Origin of the sequence: Clostridium sp. OS1-26 (assembly GCF_030915445.1) — a bacterium.
Lineage (GTDB): Bacteria > Bacillota > Clostridia > Clostridiales > Clostridiaceae > Clostridium_AM.
Genome location: NZ_CP133264.1, coordinates 5498450 through 5516171 on the forward strand (window position 1 = coordinate 5498450; position 17722 = coordinate 5516171).

At 29.5% G+C, this 17722-nt stretch carries 17 protein-coding genes, 1 pseudogene and 1 riboswitch; of the genes and pseudogenes, 2 read left to right on the forward strand and 16 right to left on the reverse strand.

Annotated elements, in window-relative coordinates; all coding sequences use genetic code 11:
* Positions 1 to 36: 36 nt before the first annotated feature.
* The 4 genes from RCG18_RS27065 to RCG18_RS27080 all read right to left on the reverse strand — a co-directional run bounded on the left by RCG18_RS27065 (position 37) and on the right by RCG18_RS27080 (position 2699).
* Complete coding sequence (locus RCG18_RS27065) at positions 37 to 303, reverse strand: hypothetical protein (RefSeq protein WP_308039068.1); 267 nt, start codon at positions 301 to 303, stop codon at positions 37 to 39.
* Positions 304 to 403: 100 nt separating this feature from the next.
* Positions 404 to 532 (reverse strand): hypothetical protein, encoded by a 129-nt coding sequence (locus RCG18_RS27070; RefSeq protein ID WP_308039069.1) that lies wholly within the window; start codon positions 530 to 532, stop codon positions 404 to 406.
* A gap of 74 nt (positions 533 to 606) precedes the next feature.
* Complete coding sequence (locus RCG18_RS27075) at positions 607 to 2013, reverse strand: FAD-dependent protein (RefSeq protein WP_308039070.1); 1407 nt, start codon at positions 2011 to 2013, stop codon at positions 607 to 609.
* A 198-nt stretch (positions 2014 to 2211) separates the two neighbouring features.
* Positions 2212 to 2315: riboswitch (purine riboswitch) on the reverse strand.
* A 222-nt stretch (positions 2316 to 2537) separates the two neighbouring features.
* Positions 2538 to 2699 (reverse strand): hypothetical protein, encoded by a 162-nt coding sequence (locus RCG18_RS27080; protein ID WP_308039071.1) that lies wholly within the window; start codon positions 2697 to 2699, stop codon positions 2538 to 2540.
* Between the two features lie 304 nt (positions 2700 to 3003).
* On the opposite strand from RCG18_RS27080, the gene RCG18_RS27085 reads away from it, so the two are divergent.
* Both RCG18_RS27085 and RCG18_RS27090 read left to right on the forward strand, forming a co-directional pair.
* Complete coding sequence (locus RCG18_RS27085) at positions 3004 to 3597, forward strand: hypothetical protein (protein ID WP_308039072.1); 594 nt, start codon at positions 3004 to 3006, stop codon at positions 3595 to 3597.
* Between the two features lie 209 nt (positions 3598 to 3806).
* Positions 3807 to 5507 (forward strand): methyl-accepting chemotaxis protein, encoded by a 1701-nt coding sequence (locus RCG18_RS27090; protein ID WP_308039073.1) that lies wholly within the window; start codon positions 3807 to 3809, stop codon positions 5505 to 5507.
* 138 nt (positions 5508 to 5645) lie between these two features.
* Here RCG18_RS27090 and RCG18_RS27095 read toward each other — a convergent pair whose 3' ends face one another.
* The 12 genes and pseudogenes from RCG18_RS27095 to RCG18_RS27150 form a co-directional block, all read right to left on the reverse strand.
* Positions 5646 to 6875, reverse strand: coding sequence for an OFA family MFS transporter (locus RCG18_RS27095; RefSeq protein ID WP_308039074.1), 1230 nt, complete (start codon positions 6873 to 6875; stop codon positions 5646 to 5648).
* A 291-nt stretch (positions 6876 to 7166) separates the two neighbouring features.
* A pseudogene (locus tag RCG18_RS27100) lies at positions 7167 to 7890 on the reverse strand (LytR/AlgR family response regulator transcription factor).
* Positions 7891 to 7894: 4 nt separating this feature from the next.
* The gene (locus tag RCG18_RS27105; protein ID WP_308042125.1) at positions 7895 to 9538 is read right to left on the reverse strand and encodes a sensor histidine kinase; all 1644 of its coding nucleotides are present in this window, start codon (positions 9536 to 9538) and stop codon (positions 7895 to 7897) included.
* A gap of 406 nt (positions 9539 to 9944) precedes the next feature.
* Positions 9945 to 10670 (reverse strand): lysophospholipid acyltransferase family protein, encoded by a 726-nt coding sequence (locus RCG18_RS27110; protein WP_308039075.1) that lies wholly within the window; start codon positions 10668 to 10670, stop codon positions 9945 to 9947.
* Positions 10671 to 10838: 168 nt separating this feature from the next.
* Entirely contained in the window at positions 10839 to 11297 is a 459-nt protein-coding gene (locus RCG18_RS27115; RefSeq protein WP_308039076.1) for a helix-turn-helix domain-containing protein, read from the reverse strand.
* Between the two features lie 180 nt (positions 11298 to 11477).
* Positions 11478 to 12107, reverse strand: coding sequence for a hypothetical protein (locus RCG18_RS27120; RefSeq protein ID WP_308039077.1), 630 nt, complete (start codon positions 12105 to 12107; stop codon positions 11478 to 11480).
* A complete protein-coding gene (locus tag RCG18_RS27125; RefSeq protein WP_308039079.1) occupies positions 12095 to 12772 on the reverse strand; it encodes a hypothetical protein in 678 nt (225 codons plus the stop codon). Before RCG18_RS27125 ends, RCG18_RS27120 begins: the two co-directional genes overlap by 13 nt.
* Before the next feature lie 18 nt (positions 12773 to 12790).
* Positions 12791 to 13516, reverse strand: a complete 726-nt coding sequence (locus RCG18_RS27130) for a hypothetical protein (RefSeq protein ID WP_308039080.1) — start codon at positions 13514 to 13516, stop codon at positions 12791 to 12793.
* A gap of 5 nt (positions 13517 to 13521) precedes the next feature.
* Positions 13522 to 14403, reverse strand: a complete 882-nt coding sequence (locus tag RCG18_RS27135) for an ABC transporter ATP-binding protein (RefSeq protein ID WP_308039081.1) — start codon at positions 14401 to 14403, stop codon at positions 13522 to 13524.
* 115 nt (positions 14404 to 14518) lie between these two features.
* Complete coding sequence (locus RCG18_RS27140) at positions 14519 to 14812, reverse strand: GntR family transcriptional regulator (protein WP_374118993.1); 294 nt, start codon at positions 14810 to 14812, stop codon at positions 14519 to 14521.
* Between the two features lie 173 nt (positions 14813 to 14985).
* Positions 14986 to 16935 (reverse strand): ABC transporter permease, encoded by a 1950-nt coding sequence (locus tag RCG18_RS27145; protein WP_308039082.1) that lies wholly within the window; start codon positions 16933 to 16935, stop codon positions 14986 to 14988.
* Positions 16922 to 17692 (reverse strand): ABC transporter ATP-binding protein, encoded by a 771-nt coding sequence (locus RCG18_RS27150; protein WP_308039083.1) that lies wholly within the window; start codon positions 17690 to 17692, stop codon positions 16922 to 16924. Before RCG18_RS27150 ends, RCG18_RS27145 begins: the two co-directional genes overlap by 14 nt.
* Between the last annotated feature and the right edge of the window lie 30 nt (positions 17693 to 17722).

Consider the following 17722-nt stretch of genomic DNA (forward strand, 5'->3'; position numbering starts at 1 on the left):
AAAAATAAAAAGAACCTGGGCAAACCAAGTTCTTAATTAATAATCAAAATCATCATCTTCAATGTATAGCATCAATTCCTCAACACTTGTTATTTTTCTTTTCTCAATTAATATTCTTAGCCTTTCATTTTCCATAAAGTATTTATTCCATACTTCATTTTCATTAAATATAAGGCTTCTACCTTTTTGTTTATAAGTGCAACTATTTTTCAATTTGTTAAGAATATTAACTCTTGAGTATTCTTCTCTATTGTGACCTACTAAATTTTTTACTATACTCTCAACATCTTTTACATAAATCATATTAACCTCTCTATTAAAATTACTAACTATAACATAATATACGGAAATTTTATAATATGTGCTATTTAAATTAGTCGAGAGTTTTTTAACAAATTATTAATTACATTCTTAATAGGACTGCTGATACTGCAATTAATATTATAGTCATTACTGATACTAACATTATTTGTCTTTTTTTCTTCTTTTTCTTTCTTATATTACGTCTTTGTCTCTTGTTTATTAACTCCATTCTTATCCCACCCTTTTATAACATAGCCTTACTATAATTATAAATGGATATATATGGAAATTCAATCTTTTAAACTAATTATTTTTAACGATATTCTTTCCCATTAGTACTCCCATTACAGATGCCATCATTAATCCCCTGGTCCATCCACTGGAATCCCCTAAGCAATAAACTCCCTTTATGTTAGTTGCAAAATTTGTATCTATATTTATCTTGTTACTATAGAATTTAATCTCTGGACCATATAATAATGTTTCCCTGCTTGCAAATCCAGGTACAACAGTATTCATCGCACTTATAAAGTTTAAGATATTCATCATAGGTCTATAGGGAATAGCCGCAGTTATATCTCCTGCCACAGCATCTGGCAGTGTAGGTTTTACATTTGATTGATATAGTTCTTTCTGCCAAGTTCTTTTTCCATCTAGTATATCACCATATCTCTGAACTAGAATTTTACCATTTCCAAGCATATTAACTAATTCTGCAACCTGTTTTCCATATTCTATAGGCTGATTAAATGGCTCTGCAAAATTGTGTGAGCTCAATATAGCCAAATTAGTATTATTTGATTTTTTCTCTTTATATGAATGTCCATTAACTATTGCTAAATTGTTATCATAATTCTCTTGACTTACAAATCCTCCTGGATTTTGACAAAAAGTTCTGACCTTGTCTCTAAAAGGTGCTGGATATCCTATAAGCTTTGATTCATAAAGAACATTGTTTACTCTTTCCATAACCTCATTTCTAATTTCAACACGAACACCAATATCCACAGTACCAGCTCTATGATTAATATTATGTTTTACACACATATCTTTGAGCCAATCTGCACCTTTTCTTCCAGCTGCTAGAACTACTTTATTGCTACTTACAACTTCTTCGTTGTTCTTAGTTCTGGAATCTGCTATTATTACACCTTTTATTTCTTCGTCTTCTATAATCAAATCTTTAACTATTGTATCAAACTTAATTTCTACACCTGATTCCAAAAGATAATTTTGTATTTTAAGATATATTTCCTGAGCCTTCTCTGTTCCTAAGTGCCTTATTGGACAATCTACCAACTTAAGCCCTGCCTCTATTGCTTTTCTTCTTATTTCCTTAACTTCTTCAGTGTTTTCTATTCCTTCTACTCTTGTATCCGCTCCAAATTCAAGATAAATTTTATCTGTATATTCAATAAATTCCTGTGCTTTATCACTTCCAATTAAATTTGGTAAATCTCCTCCAACTTCATAACTTAATGATAATTTACCATCAGAAAATGCACCTGCTCCTGAAAATCCTGTAGTTATATGACAATATGGTTTACATAAAATACATTCCTTTGTTTTTTCTTTTGGACAATATCTTTTATCTATACTTCTTCCTTTTTCAATTAGCAAAATCTTTTTATCTGATTTTTGTTTTACTAACTCCAATGCAGTGAAAATTCCTGATGGACCAGCACCTACTATTATTACATCATACTTCAAACTAATCATCTCCCCGATATTTTTTATTATTTCCCCCTATAATAAGGTTTTACTATTGACTTCTTCGAATTCAGCAACATTCGACCCATTACGAACTTTTTTCAGCAATTCAAATATGTTATATTTTGTTTTTTCATAAAATTAATCATTTGATTTTTATAGGGAAAATTCAAATAAGAAAGCTTAAAATTACATGATTGTAGCCCTTAAAGCACTTATAGCCTACAACTATTTAAGGTAGCTCGGTAGAGACATCCAGCCCATATTGCCAGATTTATATAAGTGAACATTTTAGATTATTTCATCATTAAAGTTCTTACTACAACGAAATTTTAACTTAATTTAAGATAAAAATCAATACTTTTTGTTTTTTTCTTATGACCACAATAGCTATCCTTAATATTTTATCTATTACATATTTTAAAAAAATAGATAAATTAACATTGCCAAAATATAATAAAATATATATTTAAAAATAAAAGAACCTAAAAGTCAGGTTCTTTAGTTTATAAGTTATTAATCATCTAACCATTGCTCATTCTCTTATTTTTTCTCATCATATAAGCTGCACCTAAGCTTAAAGCGGTTCCAACTACTCCAATCATGGTTGTAGACATTACTTTTCTATTTTTTCTTCCTCGAAATGCTGAAGCAACTGTTTTTGCACCAATAATTTCTCTTATCATAATGTTCCTCCTTAAATATACATTTACAAAAATTATTTTGTATTAAATATAATTAATTATCCATTTTAATATTTTATACTTTTACCTATTTTCTATACTTAATTAACAGATTAAAGTCTAGCGTAAAATAAAGACATTTTTTAATGCTCAACCCATATATGTATTCAATTTAATAGGTTAAATAAGTGATGTTGAAGTAAACTATTAATGTAAGTATAGTAGAAATAAAAAAGTTGATAAAAAACAAAATTTTAAAGAAGTTTTACTGTTTTATCCATATAATGCTATATTCGGAGGTAATGTTATGAAAAAAGTAGTAAGCATTATAGCAACAGCTTTAATAACTTGTTCCCTTTCTGCCTGTGGTAACAAAAATACTGCTAATAGAACTCCTGGAACTACTCAAGGTGGTACAAATATTAACCTAACCCAGCCTATAGGTGCTGCAGCTTTTAAAGACGGAGTTTATTTAGGTGAGGGTAATAAAACTTCACAGGAAAATCACGCAGCTATAGTTACAGTGTGGAATGGTAAGATAAATAATGTTGTTCTCAAAACACTTGATAATCAAGGAAAAGAAATCACTACTAGAAGCAGCTATAACTTTAGTACTGCTGGTACAAACACTACCACAACGGGAAGGAGTACGGTAACTGGGACAACGAATGTAACTACATCTGGAGTTAGTCCTTCTGGAGCACCAACAACTGGTTCGAAAAATGGTATTCCTAATAATGCAACGTTAACTCATTCTGAAAGAGTTAGACAGGATTTAGCTAACGCTATAGTTTCTCAGCAAACTTACAATGTTACTATCAACAACGTTGGTAATGATACCTTCGCTGTAGACAATTGGAAATTAGCTGTAAGTAGAGCCTTAGTTGGCGCTAAAAGATAAATAAAAAATTAGGTACGAGAATTTTGTGATTTTTGTACCTGATTTTTTATTTATTTTTAAATTTAATAAATATTTTATTATAAGCAAAAGTATTTTAAATAATAAATAGTATAATTTTGTTGTTATGAGTATAAAAAAATAGTATTTTGCTTCGATAATTTAAATATTGTGTTTATATATAGAGCTACTTCAAGGAGGATTAAGACAAAATGAAAAAACTTATAAAAAATCTAAAAATATCTCGGATAATTTCATTAATAATTGTTGTTGCATTGATATTTACGTCAGCTATCGGAATTTTAGGATATCTTAATATGAAAAAAATCAACAATAACATGACTAAAATGTATAATGATAGCTTATTACCAATTACATCTGTAACTTCAATAAGAGCAGATTTCTTAAACATTAGAGTATATGTTAATAAAGAAATTTCAGGTTATAACAAAGAAGATGATACAAAGATACAAGATTATAAAAATAGAATAGAAAAAAGATTAGCTGAGCTCACCTCAGTTCATACAGATACAAAGGAATCTGAATTAATTAACAAATTTAAGAATGACTACTCACAATATATAAATACATATGAAAAATCCAAAGACTTGTTAGAAAAAGGCCAGAAGCTACCTGAAGAAGATCTTAATACACTTAATAAAGTATCTGAGAATATTGAAAACTTACTAAAAGAATCAAAAGATTATGAATTGAATGTAGCAAATGAATTAATGAATCAGTCCAATACCATATATGATAAAAATTTAAAATTGTTTGTGTTATTATTTTTATTTTCTGTTATTTTCTTAGCTATAATCTCAATTCAAATTATAAAAGTACTAAAGAGCTCCACAAAAGAAATGCTTAATATACTAGATGAGGTTGCACAAGGTGACTTCTCTGTTAATATAGAAAGCAATGGTAAAAACGAGTTTGAAATAATGAAAAAGTCTTTAAGAAGGACATTAGGAATTATATCTCAAATGATTAATGATATAAAAGATAAATCTCGTGTAATAGATGAGGCTTCCGAAAATTTATCTTCTATATCAGAAGAAATGGCTTCTTCTGCTGAAAATGTATCTAGTACAGTACAAGCTATGGCTAATGGAACTAGTGAGCAAGCTGAAGATTTAGTATCTATAACAAGTATACTTAATGAATTTAGTACTGATTTAGAAAGCGTAGTTAAATTAATAGCTGAAATTGACTCAAATACTAAAGGTATTCACTCTATGGCTGAAAAAAGCAACGGAGATATGGGTAATGTAACAATTTCTGTGCAAACTGTATCAAATTCATTCGAAGATTTAATTTCTAAAATTTCAAGCGTAGGACAGAATGTAAACAGAATAACTGAAATAACAAACCTTATAAATAGTATTTCTGATCAAACTAACTTACTTGCATTAAATGCTGCTATCGAAGCTGCTAGAGCTGGAGAGGCAGGTAGAGGTTTCTCTATAGTAGCAGATGAAATAAGGTCACTTGCAGAGCAATCTAAAACCTCACTGGATAGTATAAATACTTTAATTAACACAATATCCAAAGATGCCAGCAATATGATAGAAACAACAAACACTGTAAAAAATGAACTATCTAATCAAAAGGTAAATATAGATACAGCAATACAATCATTTACTAATATAACTAAGGCAGTGGATGAAGTAACTCCAAAAATACATTTAGTTAATACAAGTGCTGAAAAAATAACTGATAAGAAAAACTCTATTTTATACAAAATAGAAGATGCAACATCAATAGCTGAAGAGGTTTCCTCATCTGCCGAAACGATAGCAGCTTCTTCTGAGGAAATGAATGCTTCTACAGAAGAGGTCTCACAAGCATCACAAAGCCTAAGTGATATGGTTAAAGAAACAATGAATAAGGTAGGAGAATTTAAAACGGCTTAATTTTAAAAAACATACCTGTTACTTTAAATAAACAGGTATGTTCAAAATATTTATTTGCTTATAAAATTTCAGGACATTTTTTATTTAAACTGAGTTTTCACAGCATCTACTAAAGTTTCTCTTCAATAATTTTTTCTTTTAAGCAGCATTTATATTTAATTTTAAATTATTGTTATCTCCTTTAATATTTTCTGGTAACTCTTTTGGAGTTTTTATTGTAGCCACTATAACAATTGAAGCTATACACAATATTCCAACAACCATAAATGTAGGCTTAAAACCTCCAACAAGTGCAGCTATAAATGATCCTGAAAGTGCACCAAATCCGAAACCTTGATATATAATTCCATAATTTTTACTATGATTTTTCAATCCGAAGAAGTCACCTACAATAGCCGGAAAAACTGTTATGTTTCCGCCAAAGCAAAATGCTATTCCAGCAACACAAGCAAAGAAAATTGCATAATTTAAATGCACAAAGCTCAATACGAACACTGCAACCGCAGTAACTGTAAGTGTGAACAATACTACTTTTAATCTACCTACTTTATCTGATAAAGCACCTAATATAATTCTTCCCGATGTATTAAATATCGCTACCATAGCTACCGCATTTGCCGCTACAGCAGGTTTTAGCCCAGCTAGTTGAACCCCTATGTCTTTAACTATCCCTATTAAATAAAGGCCACTCATACATGCAGTAAAGAACACTATAAATAAAAGATAAGCTTGTCTAGTTTTTAACATTTCTCTTACAGTAAAGTTGTTTTCTTTTGAGCTGTTATTAACAGCAACTGTTTCAGATGAAGCATCTTTTAATAATTGAGCACCAGTAAGTATTAAGATCATTGTCATAACACCCCAATATAAAAATGCTCCAGAAACCCCTTTAGAACTAATTAAACTTGCATTAATGTACTTAAATATTAAACTTCCAGTTCCATAGGCTCCTACTGAAATACCTGATATAAGCCCCTTTTTCTCTGGAAACCATTTTATACAATTTGAAAGAGTCGTAATATATGCAATACCGTCTGCTGCCCCTACAATCAAACCAGCTAACACATACAACATAGATATTGATGTTACCTTAGATGTTAATATTAAACCAATTCCCATTATTATGCCAGCAATTGATATAAGCTTTCTAATTCCTAGCTTGTCTTGAAGCTTACCTGCAAATAACGTGCTAAATGCTAAAGCAAAGCTTGTAATTGAAAATGTAAGAGCTACTTTGCTTAATTGCCAACCAAACTTATTTACAAGAGGCTGATTGAATAAACTCCAAGTATAGATTGTTCCTAATCCTAATTGCGCAATTACTGTGCCTAATACTATTAACCAAGGTCGTTCTGATGTGTTTTTCATTTGAAAATCTCCCTTCACCCACTCTTTAATTTTAGTTCTGCTACTTTAATAACTTAATAAAATTTTTTATATTGTTGTAAACCTTTGCCGTTTTGTGTCATTTATTGTTTTAAATTATATAGCAATACAATATAAAATTATTAATTATTGAATGAGATGCAAAGAAAACTACATGAAATACACTTACGAGATAACTAGCTACCGTTAATAATTCTTACTATATAAAAAATCAGATAGGAGCTAAATGTCTCTGACTGTAGACAATTAACTCCTATCTGTCTTTATTTAAATTCATATATTCATAAGATGCTTAAATTCCTTTAGATTACTTCTGCTTACTGGTATTTCGTAGTCTATATCTTGAAGTCTTAAATTATATGTGTTATTAAACCAAGGAATTATTTCTCTTATTTTAGTTATGTTAACAATATAAGATCTATGACATCTAAAAAATTTATCCTTTGGCAAGCTATTATAGAATTCAGTTATACTTACACTTACTGAGTATTCTTCATCCTTTGTAAAAACATAAGTTACTCTTTCTCTAGCTACACAATAATATATATTATCTAAATCTACTACTATTATCTTTTCATTTTTCCATAAGTTTATTTTATTAGTTACACTACTTTTATGTGAATTGTCTTTTTGCTGATTATAGCTCAATTCTAACTTTTTTAACATAGATATAATTCTAGATTCATGGTAGGGCTTTAATATATAATCAAAGGCCTCTATTTCAAAAGCTTCTACAGCATGTTCTTTATAGGCTGTTATAAATACTATATAAGGCTTCTTAGAAAATTTACTTATATTCTTAGCTAGTAGTACACCGTCAAGTGATGGTATATTTATATCTAAGAATATAACATCAACTTCATTTTGTTGAATAAATTTAAATACCTCTATTCCATCTTCAAATTCATCTACTATTTCTATACTGCTATAATTTTTTATAAAATATTTAAGCTTCTTCTCTTGCTAGAAATTCGTCTTCAACTATTATAGCTCTCATAATCTCACCTCTTTATATAAAACTCAATTTTAGTTCCTTTTTCAAGTCTTTTTATTGTAAGTCCTTCTCCATAAATAAGTTTAAGCCTTAGATGTACATTGTAAAGACCAATTTTATTTTCAGGTATATTATCATTGTAAACTCTCTCTATTATATCTTCACTTATACCAACCCCGCTATCAACTATAGATATTTTTACCTTTTCGTCCTGTTCCTTTACACTAATATTTACAGTTCCTGACCCCTTATCTTTTAAAATACCATGAACTATGGCATTCTCAACTAGAGGCTGTATTGAAAGACTTGGTATTTTAACATCTACATCGTCTATGTCATAAATTATATTTAATTTATTTCCAAATCTAGCTTTTTCTATTTCTATATAATCTTTAACTTGTTTTAGTTCCTTTTTTATATCTATAAATTCATTATTTAGTTCTAAATTATACCTTAAATAGCTAGATAAATTAATTATAAGTTCTCTTGCTTTATCTGGATTTATTCTTATAGAAGAAGTTATAGCATTTAATGCATTAAATAAAAAATGTGGATTTATTTGAGTTTGAAGCGCTTTAATTTCTGCTCTATTTGCCATTTCTTTTATTTGTTCAATCTTTGATACTTCCATTAAAGTAGAAATAATCTGTGAAAGTCCTACTGCAAGAGTTTGTAGTGAGTATGTGATTTTATGAGCTTTTCTATAATATATCTTTAATGCTCCTATGACTTCATTTTTTTCTTCAAGTGGAATTATAATAGCTGATTTTAACATTGCACTTTTATCTTCTACATTATCATTTTTTATAATTATTTTGCCACTTTTTATTGCTTCTTTAGTTATTTCAGTTATTATCTCATGTCCTATATTATAATACTCTTCCCCAACTCCAACATAAGCTAATATGTCTTTTTTATCAGTTATGGCTACTGCATCAGCTTGTATGTCTTCTTTTATAATAGAACATATTTTATTTAAAGAATCACTATTTATATTTCTAAAGTATGGAAGAGTTTTGTTTGCAATATCAAGCGCTAATTTTGCCTGCTTTGCAGCTATCTTTTCTTTATCATCTTCTACACTTTGGACTAGTAAAACAATAAATCCTACGGAAATTTGCCCAAGTATCATCGGAATGGCAATTTTAGATACAATATCAAACCCTAGGGAATGTGGCTTACTCAGTATAAGTATCAGTATCATTGTAATAGTTTCGCTTAGCATTCCTGCAGCTATGCCTGCTATCCATCTGTACTTCCTCTTTACCTTTTTATTGATATATCCAGAAACCATTCCTGCAGTTATGCTACTTATAAGACATGGTATTGAAGTTACACCATTTATATCTATTAAGTATCTGTGGAGTCCTGATACTACTCCTGTTACTATTCCTACAAACGGACCAAATATTATTCCACCGGATACTATAGTTATTGTTCTAACGTTTACCAATGATCCTTCTACATTTAACCCTGTATAAGTCGCTAATATAGCAAATAGGGAAAATACTGTACAAATAATTGCATAATCTTTTCTTTCGTAATTCTCTTTTAAAAATATTTCTCTAAAGCTTTGCATTCTAGTTATAATAAATAAACATATAAGGAGCAGCGTAGCTCTATCTACAAATTGGAATAGTATATTATATATATAATACAAGTTAACTCTTCTCCTTTCTTTAGATAACAAAAGTTAAAATATTAAGTTTTACCTATTATTACTGGTTTTTTTGCTTCTATTTGATCGAAGTTTCCCTTTATCTGATATATTATCTACCTTATTATAAACTCATGTCAACAGTATAAAAATACAATTTCTATGTTGTTAATAGTAGAAAACTGTTTTATGTGTTTATTTTTAAATACATTAAAAGGTTGATTTTCTTATGAGAGAAAATCAACCTTTTAATATATTTATGCTATGCTTGCACTCTGTGAAAGCGATTTGCGCCAAATCAGCACGCTGTGTAAGTGATCATCTCAAAATCATAGATTTTCGATGCCTACTTAAGATTTGGGCTCTCTGCTTGCACTCTGCGAAAGCGATTCGCACCAAATCAAAGATTTGGGCTCTCTGCTTTTAAACCATGCTCAATAATATCATGTAAGATTTCCGCTAAATTCTTTTTCTCGTCCGCTGATAAATCTTCTAGATATACTGGTTTATGAAATATAAGTTTAATGGAGTTTCCCCTTACCTTTTCACCAGCTTCTAGTACTCTATAAGTACCATCAATAGTAACAGGCACTATTGGCACATTTGCTTTAAGGGCTAACTTCATGCTTCCTTTTTTAAATTCACCCATTTCTGATTTTAAACTTCTTGTTCCTTCTGGAAAAATAATCATTGATTGTCCTTTTTTTAAGTTTTCTACACCTGAATTAATAGCTTTCATTCCTTCTCTGATATTATCTCTATCAATGTATACAGTGTCAATTTGGCTTAACCAGCTTCCCACTAAAGGGATTTTCTTTATTTCTTTTTTAGCAATAAAGGCTGTTAACTTGTTTATGTTTGCAAGTAATAGAAAAGCATCAAAAATTGCTTGATGATTACTTACAAAAAGACAAGGGCCTTCTGGAATATTCTCCTGTCCCTTTACTAAAGTGTTCGTTTTAGATTTCCTCAAAACATGGTTAGATATATCCTGTAATTGTTTATATGCATATTTATCAGCAAGTTCCTTTGATTTTTTTCTCAAAAAGAATAATTTAGTTCTACCTGTTACGGTTTTAATAAAAAGATAAATTGCAAAATAGACATACCAAAGTAACTTAATCATTAAAATACCTTCTCTCTCATGACGTATAGCTTTTTTATTCTATTCGATTACTATTATATATCATATACTAGGCATCTTCAAAAAATAATTAGTCAGTATGACTCGAAATATCCGTCACATACTTAACTTTTTATTTTCTTTCAGATGCCTTATCAATTTTTTATATAATTATTTTTCTAATTCAAATAATTCTTTCGCTCTTATATATATATATTCCTTATCAAAAGAGGAGCATATTCTTCTATTCTCGTTATCTATTATTCTATAATGACTTGATATTATATTTTGCTGAAGTTTGTAGTTATCCCGTACTTCTACATCTCTCCACCAAACCTTTCCTCCCATAGTCTTCATGTGGTTTCCTTCGCATTTTCCAAAGGCTAGAGAAATCATTATATCCTCTAGGTCTTCCCCTAAAGTCATTTGAAGCACTTCACTATCTTTAAATAATGAACATACTACTACTGCTCCACTCCATCCCAGAGTGCCTCTTTCTTTTTCTATCTGAACTAGTGTTTTCTTAGATATTCCAAGTATCTCTGCCATTCTATCTTGAGTATAGTTTTTCTCGTTTCTTATTAATTTTAGCTTTGAATCAACTTTTTCTACAAATTCTTCTCTTGTCATGTTATCACCCCTTGTACTTATCCTATGCTAAAAACTTTATTTATAGTGTAATTTTATACTATAGGTGATCAAAAGTAAATATTTAGACAAAATACATTTTAGATTACGAGATCTAAAAATTTATATTGGAATATTTACAAACAAAAGGGTTTGCAGAAAAAATTTATATTTTAAAGATTTTTACTCTACATTTATAGTCACAGGAATCTTTATATAATCCTTAATCTGCTCTCCATATACTAGAGATATTTTTTCGACACCTTTATTTTCACCAAAGAACTGGAAATACCTGTGCTGGAATCGTTCTCTTTCTATCTCTTTTAAAAATGATCTGTATGAATACACACTTCCATCATTAACTGGTTCTGCAAACTTTCCCTTAAGATTTAAATCAATAAAATTACTGTGCCAACTCCAATCAGCCTTGTTTAAGTTCTTTTCCCCAATAAGATTCAAACTTGCAAGGTCGCTGTTCTCATTCCAATGATCCCTATCTGAGTCTTTTTCCTCAATACATATAAACAAATTCTTATTTTTAGGTAAATTTATATTTATTTCTTTGCCATTTTCAATATCATATCTTTTATAATTTAACTTGTCTCCATCTAATATAAATGCATAAATATATTTTTTATCATCGTATGAAGGAAATACTAACCCACTGATATTATTCATTGGCTGGCTATCTATCATTTTTACACTGCCGCTATAGCCAAGAGGCTCAACTATGCTTTTACTTCCCATAGAATACAAGTGCAGCATCATAATTGCTACTATTACTGCTAAAATTGGAATCTTTATTCTATACATAAATCTTCCTCCCTGCTTATAATTCTCCAACCTATATATACAGATATAGCATAAATAATAATTTCGAACAAATAAGTTGTAGATTGGTTGGTAATAAAATTCGGTAGGTCATCTCCAAAGATTTTAATTAGGAACATATGCAATAGCATAAATCCCCAATAATAGCCGAAACTCATAGCAATCGCTTCCCCTAAATCAAGTCTTGTATTTAAAGTCCCTATTAAAGCTCCTACACAAGCTGCACACATAAACCCTATGAATTGATAAAGCCATAATCCTAAAGGAGTAAAACTAACTACTTCTAGTAAATTAAGCTCACCATAATTTCCATTAAATACTTGAATTTGTGACGCATAGTGAATAAATACTAAAGTTTGTACATAAGAAATTATTGCTGCAGTAAAAATATAGAGAATAAAGCTGCTCAAATAAAAATCCTTTCTTCTCCCGCTCATACTAATCCAATATATAAAAGAATTCTTATAGTTATAAGCTGCATAAATTATTAAAAATAAGCTTTCTAACTTATATACATTATCTATACTCATATAAATATTATTTCTTTTTATTTCTACACAAAGTATACACATTAAAACTGTGCCTATTAAAATAGGAATTTTTCTACATAAAAAATTAAGCTTTAAACAAACATTTAGCTCTCTCATAACCCTATACCCCCTTCTTTAATCTATGTCCATATGCATAAGTACTTTTTTAGCTAAAATATATAATATTATAGATAAAGCTATATAAAACATAAGAGCTAAAGTTAAATTATTATTTATATAGGAAATGAATTTAACAAATTTATTACTGAATTTTTCTTGGAAGATTACTAAAAAAAGCACTAAAAATATAACTAAGTTTATTATTATTCCTAAAAATTTACTTGAAAGAGCTATTACACTCATGAAATTTGCAAAGGCACAAATAAAGGTCATTACTATAACTGTTATAAAAACAATTTTTACATAGGAATAAACTGTAAATCCTTCAAAATGGAATCCCATATAAGTAATAATTCCATTTAATTTATATAATTTATCACTTAGTAAATTTATTATATAAACAAGCAATATTACTATTGATGTCATGACACTTATAATAAAACTGAATATAATATTGCCTTTATAATATTTTTTTCTTGTATAGCCTAGATTTAAAAAATAAGCAGCTGTCTCCTTGTAACCAATGGCTAAAGCTGTATTTACATTTGCGAATATTGCCAACAACCAAAATAAATCATAAGATGTTTTCCCATTATACCCGTATCTTAGTGGATATAAGTTTTGTATACTAAATAAGGCCAGACAAAAACCAACTACAGCTATAGTTATTAAATGCCATATATTTTGTCTTAAAACTGATACTAACTGAAACTTTAATTTGTTACCTTCTTGCATATTCATAAAAACTACCTTCCTTCACTTTCAATTGAAGTTAAATGAATAAATAGCTTTTGAAGAGGCATACTTTTCATTTCAAGTCCCATATTTTCAATTTTTATTTTTTCTTCTTTGGAAATGGTATGTAGTACAGCAGCATTAATGTTATTTCCCATAACTTCTTTATAGATAACATTTTTGTTTTTTGTAACATCACTTACCTTATTACTGTCACCATTTATATAAAAGGCTTTAGTTCTTAGGAGGTCTGTTTCTTCCTCCAATATAACTTTACCTTTATGGATTATTATCACATTCTCAAACAGTTTACTAACTTCATCTATTAAGTGAGTTGAAAATATTATAGTCCTAGGATTTTCACTGTAATCTTCTAACAAAATGCGGTAAAACTTCTCTCTAGCAACTGCATCTAACCCTGTATAAGCCTCATCGTATATAGTTATAGCTGCTCTGCTTGCTAGTCCTATTATTATTGATACTATAGACTGCATCCCCTTTGAGAGGTTTTTATATTGTTTGTTTAAATCCACATCAAATTCTTTTATAAGTACCTTTTCAAATTCCCTGTCCCAGTTTTTATTAAAGGCTCTTGCTATACTAAATATTTCTCTTACTGTAAAAGTTGGTATAAACTTTGGCTTGTCACTTACAAAGCAGATTTTGCTAAGAGCTTTTTCATTTTCAAAAGACTCTTCACCAAAAACCTTTACTGTACCTGAACTTTTTACATATTGGGCTGTGATTATTTTTAAAAGTGTGGTCTTTCCTGCACCATTTCTTCCTAGTAGTCCATATATTTTACCTTCTTCTATGTTTAAATTTAAGTTATCTAAGGCTTTTATATTTAAAAATTTTTTATTTAAGTCTTTTATTTCTATTGCTAAGCTCATTTTCATTCCCCCATATATTCATAGCTATAACTCTTTATAGATTACTTATTTTCAATACTATTAATCATTTCTATCAATTCTTCAGTTGTTATATCTAGTTTTTTAGCTTCAGAAATCATCTTACACAAATATTCATTAAAGAAATCCTTTTGCGTTTCTTCTTTATATATTCTTTTGCCCCCTCTTTTACAAACATTCCTATTCCCCTTTTCTTAAAAAGTACACCTTCATCTACCAACATATTTATGCCTTTACCTGCAGTTGCTGGATTTATTCCGTAAATAGCTGCAAATTGATTGGTAGATAAAACTTGATCTCCTTCATTTATAATTCCATTCAGAAGATCGTCTTCTATGCCCTCTGCCACCTGCAAATAAATCGGTTTACTATCATCAATTAAAATTTTCATATTATATCCCAACCTCATTAGTTAGTTACTTATGTAACTAACTATACAACACCTGGTTTTATTTGTCAAACAAAAATGTGAAATTTCATTGAGCTTAAAAACTGTTGCATTTTGTGTTGAGAATAAAAATATGAACGTAAAAAGAGCCGCACGAAAACCATGCGCCTCTTGAATTAATTCTGATTGACAATTTTAAAATAAGAATGAACGGTTAAAAAATAATAGCAAATATAAATGACACTATATACACCGATACTTATTAATAACGGAATCAAAATTTGGTATGCCATTAAAGTGGATAAAGCTTTTACCGCAAATAAACTGTGTAAAATACCAACAACTAATGGAATTACAAAGATAAATCTTACTTGTTTTGCTATCGCTTTTTTCATCTCTTTTTTCGTCACACCAACTTTACGGAGGATAACATAACTATCATGATCCGCATCAGCTTCTGCTAACTGCTTAAAGTAAATGATAGAACCTGTTGCAAGCAAGAATACAAAGCCTAAAAATATACCAATAAACATCATTAAACCTGTTGCTTCAATTCCACTTTGAAAATCAGTGTAAAAATCTCTAAAAGGTTGTACACTTGCAAATTCTCCTACTGGCATTACCTTTTTCAACTTTTCCGTTAATATCCTGCTGTTTTTTTCATTTTTTATATTAATATTTTTGACAACACGTATCCCAGCGATCCTTTTTGCACTTTCATATACCTCATTTGGTACAATAATAACTAATTCGTCTAAGCTCGTAAGACTACGACCTACTGCTTCTCGAATTATTAATGTTTTTGTTTCATTCCCAATAGGAAATGCCGCTTTATTTCCCTTATATACTGGACTAAACTCATAACCTTTGACATACGTATCATCATATACGAAAGCTTCTTCCGGGTTTAAATTTATAGTGTCTGTACCTATTTTTTTTGCAATCTTATTAAATGATGATTGAGATACAAGATGATAATATTCTGAAATAAGATAATTAGCATTTCTAATCTTATCAGACTGTTCACCTTCCAACTTCCCTTTAACAGGAACCATTTCTATTTCAAACTGATCTGTTACTGGATGGTTGTCTTTTTCTTGATTAAAAATATTATTTACTTTACTATCCAATTCCCCATCCTTCTTTTCATAGGAATAACTAAATGGTGCAAACCTCTTAGCTTGTACAAATGTGTTATAATACATTGTGACAGAGGCTCCAACCGATGTTAATGTAACAGCACTTAATACTGCAATTGTTGCAAGTGATTTCGCATTTCCTTTAATGCGATACAGTAACTGCGATGTTGTTACTATATTCATACCATGATAAAACGAAGTCTTCTTTTTCCGTGCTCTTTTCAGTATAAAAACAGTAAAGAAGATAAATAGTAAATAGGTACCAATCACTGTTGAGAGTAGGATGTAGAGAGCGATTGTCAGGGGATCTGCACCTTTAATAACTTCTGCAAATGTCAATGATAAAAAATAACCAGAACCTATTAAAAAAACCGAAATACATGCCATAATAACCGATCCTTTTGGCATTACTTCTCTCTCACGTTCAGCGTGAAAAAGCTCAATTAATTTAAAACGATAAATTAATCGATAACCTTGAAAGGATGTATATAGTATAATCACAAAAAAGATAATAGCTGTATCTATAACTGCATCCATAGGTACTTCAAAATGAACATTCAAATTTAATCTCATTATACTTATTAATAGTTCAATAGATAGCTTGGATAGCAAACCTCCGATTACAATTCCAATTACTAATGATAGTAGCCCCATTAACATATTTTCATAAAATAGCATTCTACCAATTTGTTTTTTACAAATTCCTAGTAATGAATATAATCCCACTTCTTTTTTACGTTTACGTATGAAAAACCCATTGGAATATATAATAAAGACTGCAACAAATATAATTAACATCACACTGGAAATCTTAAAAGCATCCCCAATCTTATTGGACTTACCAGCAGCTTTTACTATTTGGGAATTGTACTGTAATGCTTTGAATGTAAAATAAATTACAATGCTAAAAATCATGGAAGCAAAGTATAGAAAATAATCTTTAAAATTGCGATTTATATTACGGATGGCAATACTAGATAGCTTCATTTACTGAACCTCCAGAAATGGCAGACATAACATCCACTACTTGTTGAAAGAACTGCTTTCTTGTTAACCTAGAACGGTGCAATTCTTTGTATAATTCACCATCTTTAATGAAAATGACGCGCTTACAATAACTAGCGGCAAATGCATCATGGGTTACCATTAAGATCGTCACCTGATCATGCTCATTTAATGATTTCATGCTTTCTAATAAATCTGTCGCTGATTTCGAATCAAGAGCTCCTGTTGGCTCATCTCCAAAAATTATACTTGGATTTGTCACAATGGCACGTGATGCTGCACAGCGTTGCTTTTGTCCACCCGAAACTTGATATGGATATTGTTCTAAAATATGCTCAATTCCAAACTTTTTTGCAATTTCAAGTACCCGAAAATCTACTTCACTAGCTTTTACTTTTGATAGTGCAAGAGGCAATGCAATATTTTCTCTTACCGTTAACGTATCTAATAGATTATAGTCTTGGAAGATAAATCCTAAATAATCTCGACGAAATAACGCCAATTTATCATCATCCATCTTTACTATATCTTTTTCATCAATTAAAATTTCACCTTTGGAAATATTATCAATTGTAGATAGAACATTTAAAAGCGTGGTTTTACCTGACCCCGAAGGACCCATTATTCCAACAAACTCACCTTCTTTTACCTGTAAGTTAATTCCTTTTAACGCTTCAAATTTATTTCCACCTGTATCATATACTTTCGAAATATGTTTTGCTTCTAATATTGTTTTCATATTCGTAATCTCCTCTTCACCGTTATCACT

Excerpts from the sequence above, each read along its gene's own strand:
- RCG18_RS27095 (WP_308039074.1), bottom strand. The coding sequence starts at position 6,875 with ATGAAAAACACATCAGAACGACCTTGGTTAATAGTATTAGGCACAGTA.
- RCG18_RS27150 (WP_308039083.1), bottom strand. The coding sequence starts at position 17,692 with ATGAAAACAATATTAGAAGCAAAACATATTTCGAAAGTATATGATACA.
- RCG18_RS27145 (WP_308039082.1), bottom strand. The coding sequence starts at position 16,935 with ATGAAGCTATCTAGTATTGCCATCCGTAATATAAATCGCAATTTTAAA.
- RCG18_RS27140 (WP_374118993.1), bottom strand. The coding sequence starts at position 14,812 with ATGAAAATTTTAATTGATGATAGTAAACCGATTTATTTGCAGGTGGCA.
- RCG18_RS27080 (WP_308039071.1), bottom strand. The coding sequence starts at position 2,699 with ATGATAAGAGAAATTATTGGTGCAAAAACAGTTGCTTCAGCATTTCGA.
- RCG18_RS27065 (WP_308039068.1), bottom strand. The coding sequence starts at position 303 with ATGATTTATGTAAAAGATGTTGAGAGTATAGTAAAAAATTTAGTAGGT.
- RCG18_RS27115 (WP_308039076.1), bottom strand. The coding sequence starts at position 11,297 with ATGACAAGAGAAGAATTTGTAGAAAAAGTTGATTCAAAGCTAAAATTA.
- RCG18_RS27120 (WP_308039077.1), bottom strand. The coding sequence starts at position 12,107 with ATGTATAGAATAAAGATTCCAATTTTAGCAGTAATAGTAGCAATTATG.
- RCG18_RS27090 (WP_308039073.1), top strand. The coding sequence starts at position 3,807 with ATGAAAAAACTTATAAAAAATCTAAAAATATCTCGGATAATTTCATTA.
- RCG18_RS27135 (WP_308039081.1), bottom strand. The coding sequence starts at position 14,403 with ATGAGCTTAGCAATAGAAATAAAAGACTTAAATAAAAAATTTTTAAAT.
- RCG18_RS27130 (WP_308039080.1), bottom strand. The coding sequence starts at position 13,516 with ATGAATATGCAAGAAGGTAACAAATTAAAGTTTCAGTTAGTATCAGTT.
- RCG18_RS27085 (WP_308039072.1), top strand. The coding sequence starts at position 3,004 with ATGAAAAAAGTAGTAAGCATTATAGCAACAGCTTTAATAACTTGTTCC.
- RCG18_RS27125 (WP_308039079.1), bottom strand. The coding sequence starts at position 12,772 with ATGAGAGAGCTAAATGTTTGTTTAAAGCTTAATTTTTTATGTAGAAAA.
- RCG18_RS27110 (WP_308039075.1), bottom strand. The coding sequence starts at position 10,670 with ATGATTAAGTTACTTTGGTATGTCTATTTTGCAATTTATCTTTTTATT.
- RCG18_RS27070 (WP_308039069.1), bottom strand. The coding sequence starts at position 532 with ATGGAGTTAATAAACAAGAGACAAAGACGTAATATAAGAAAGAAAAAG.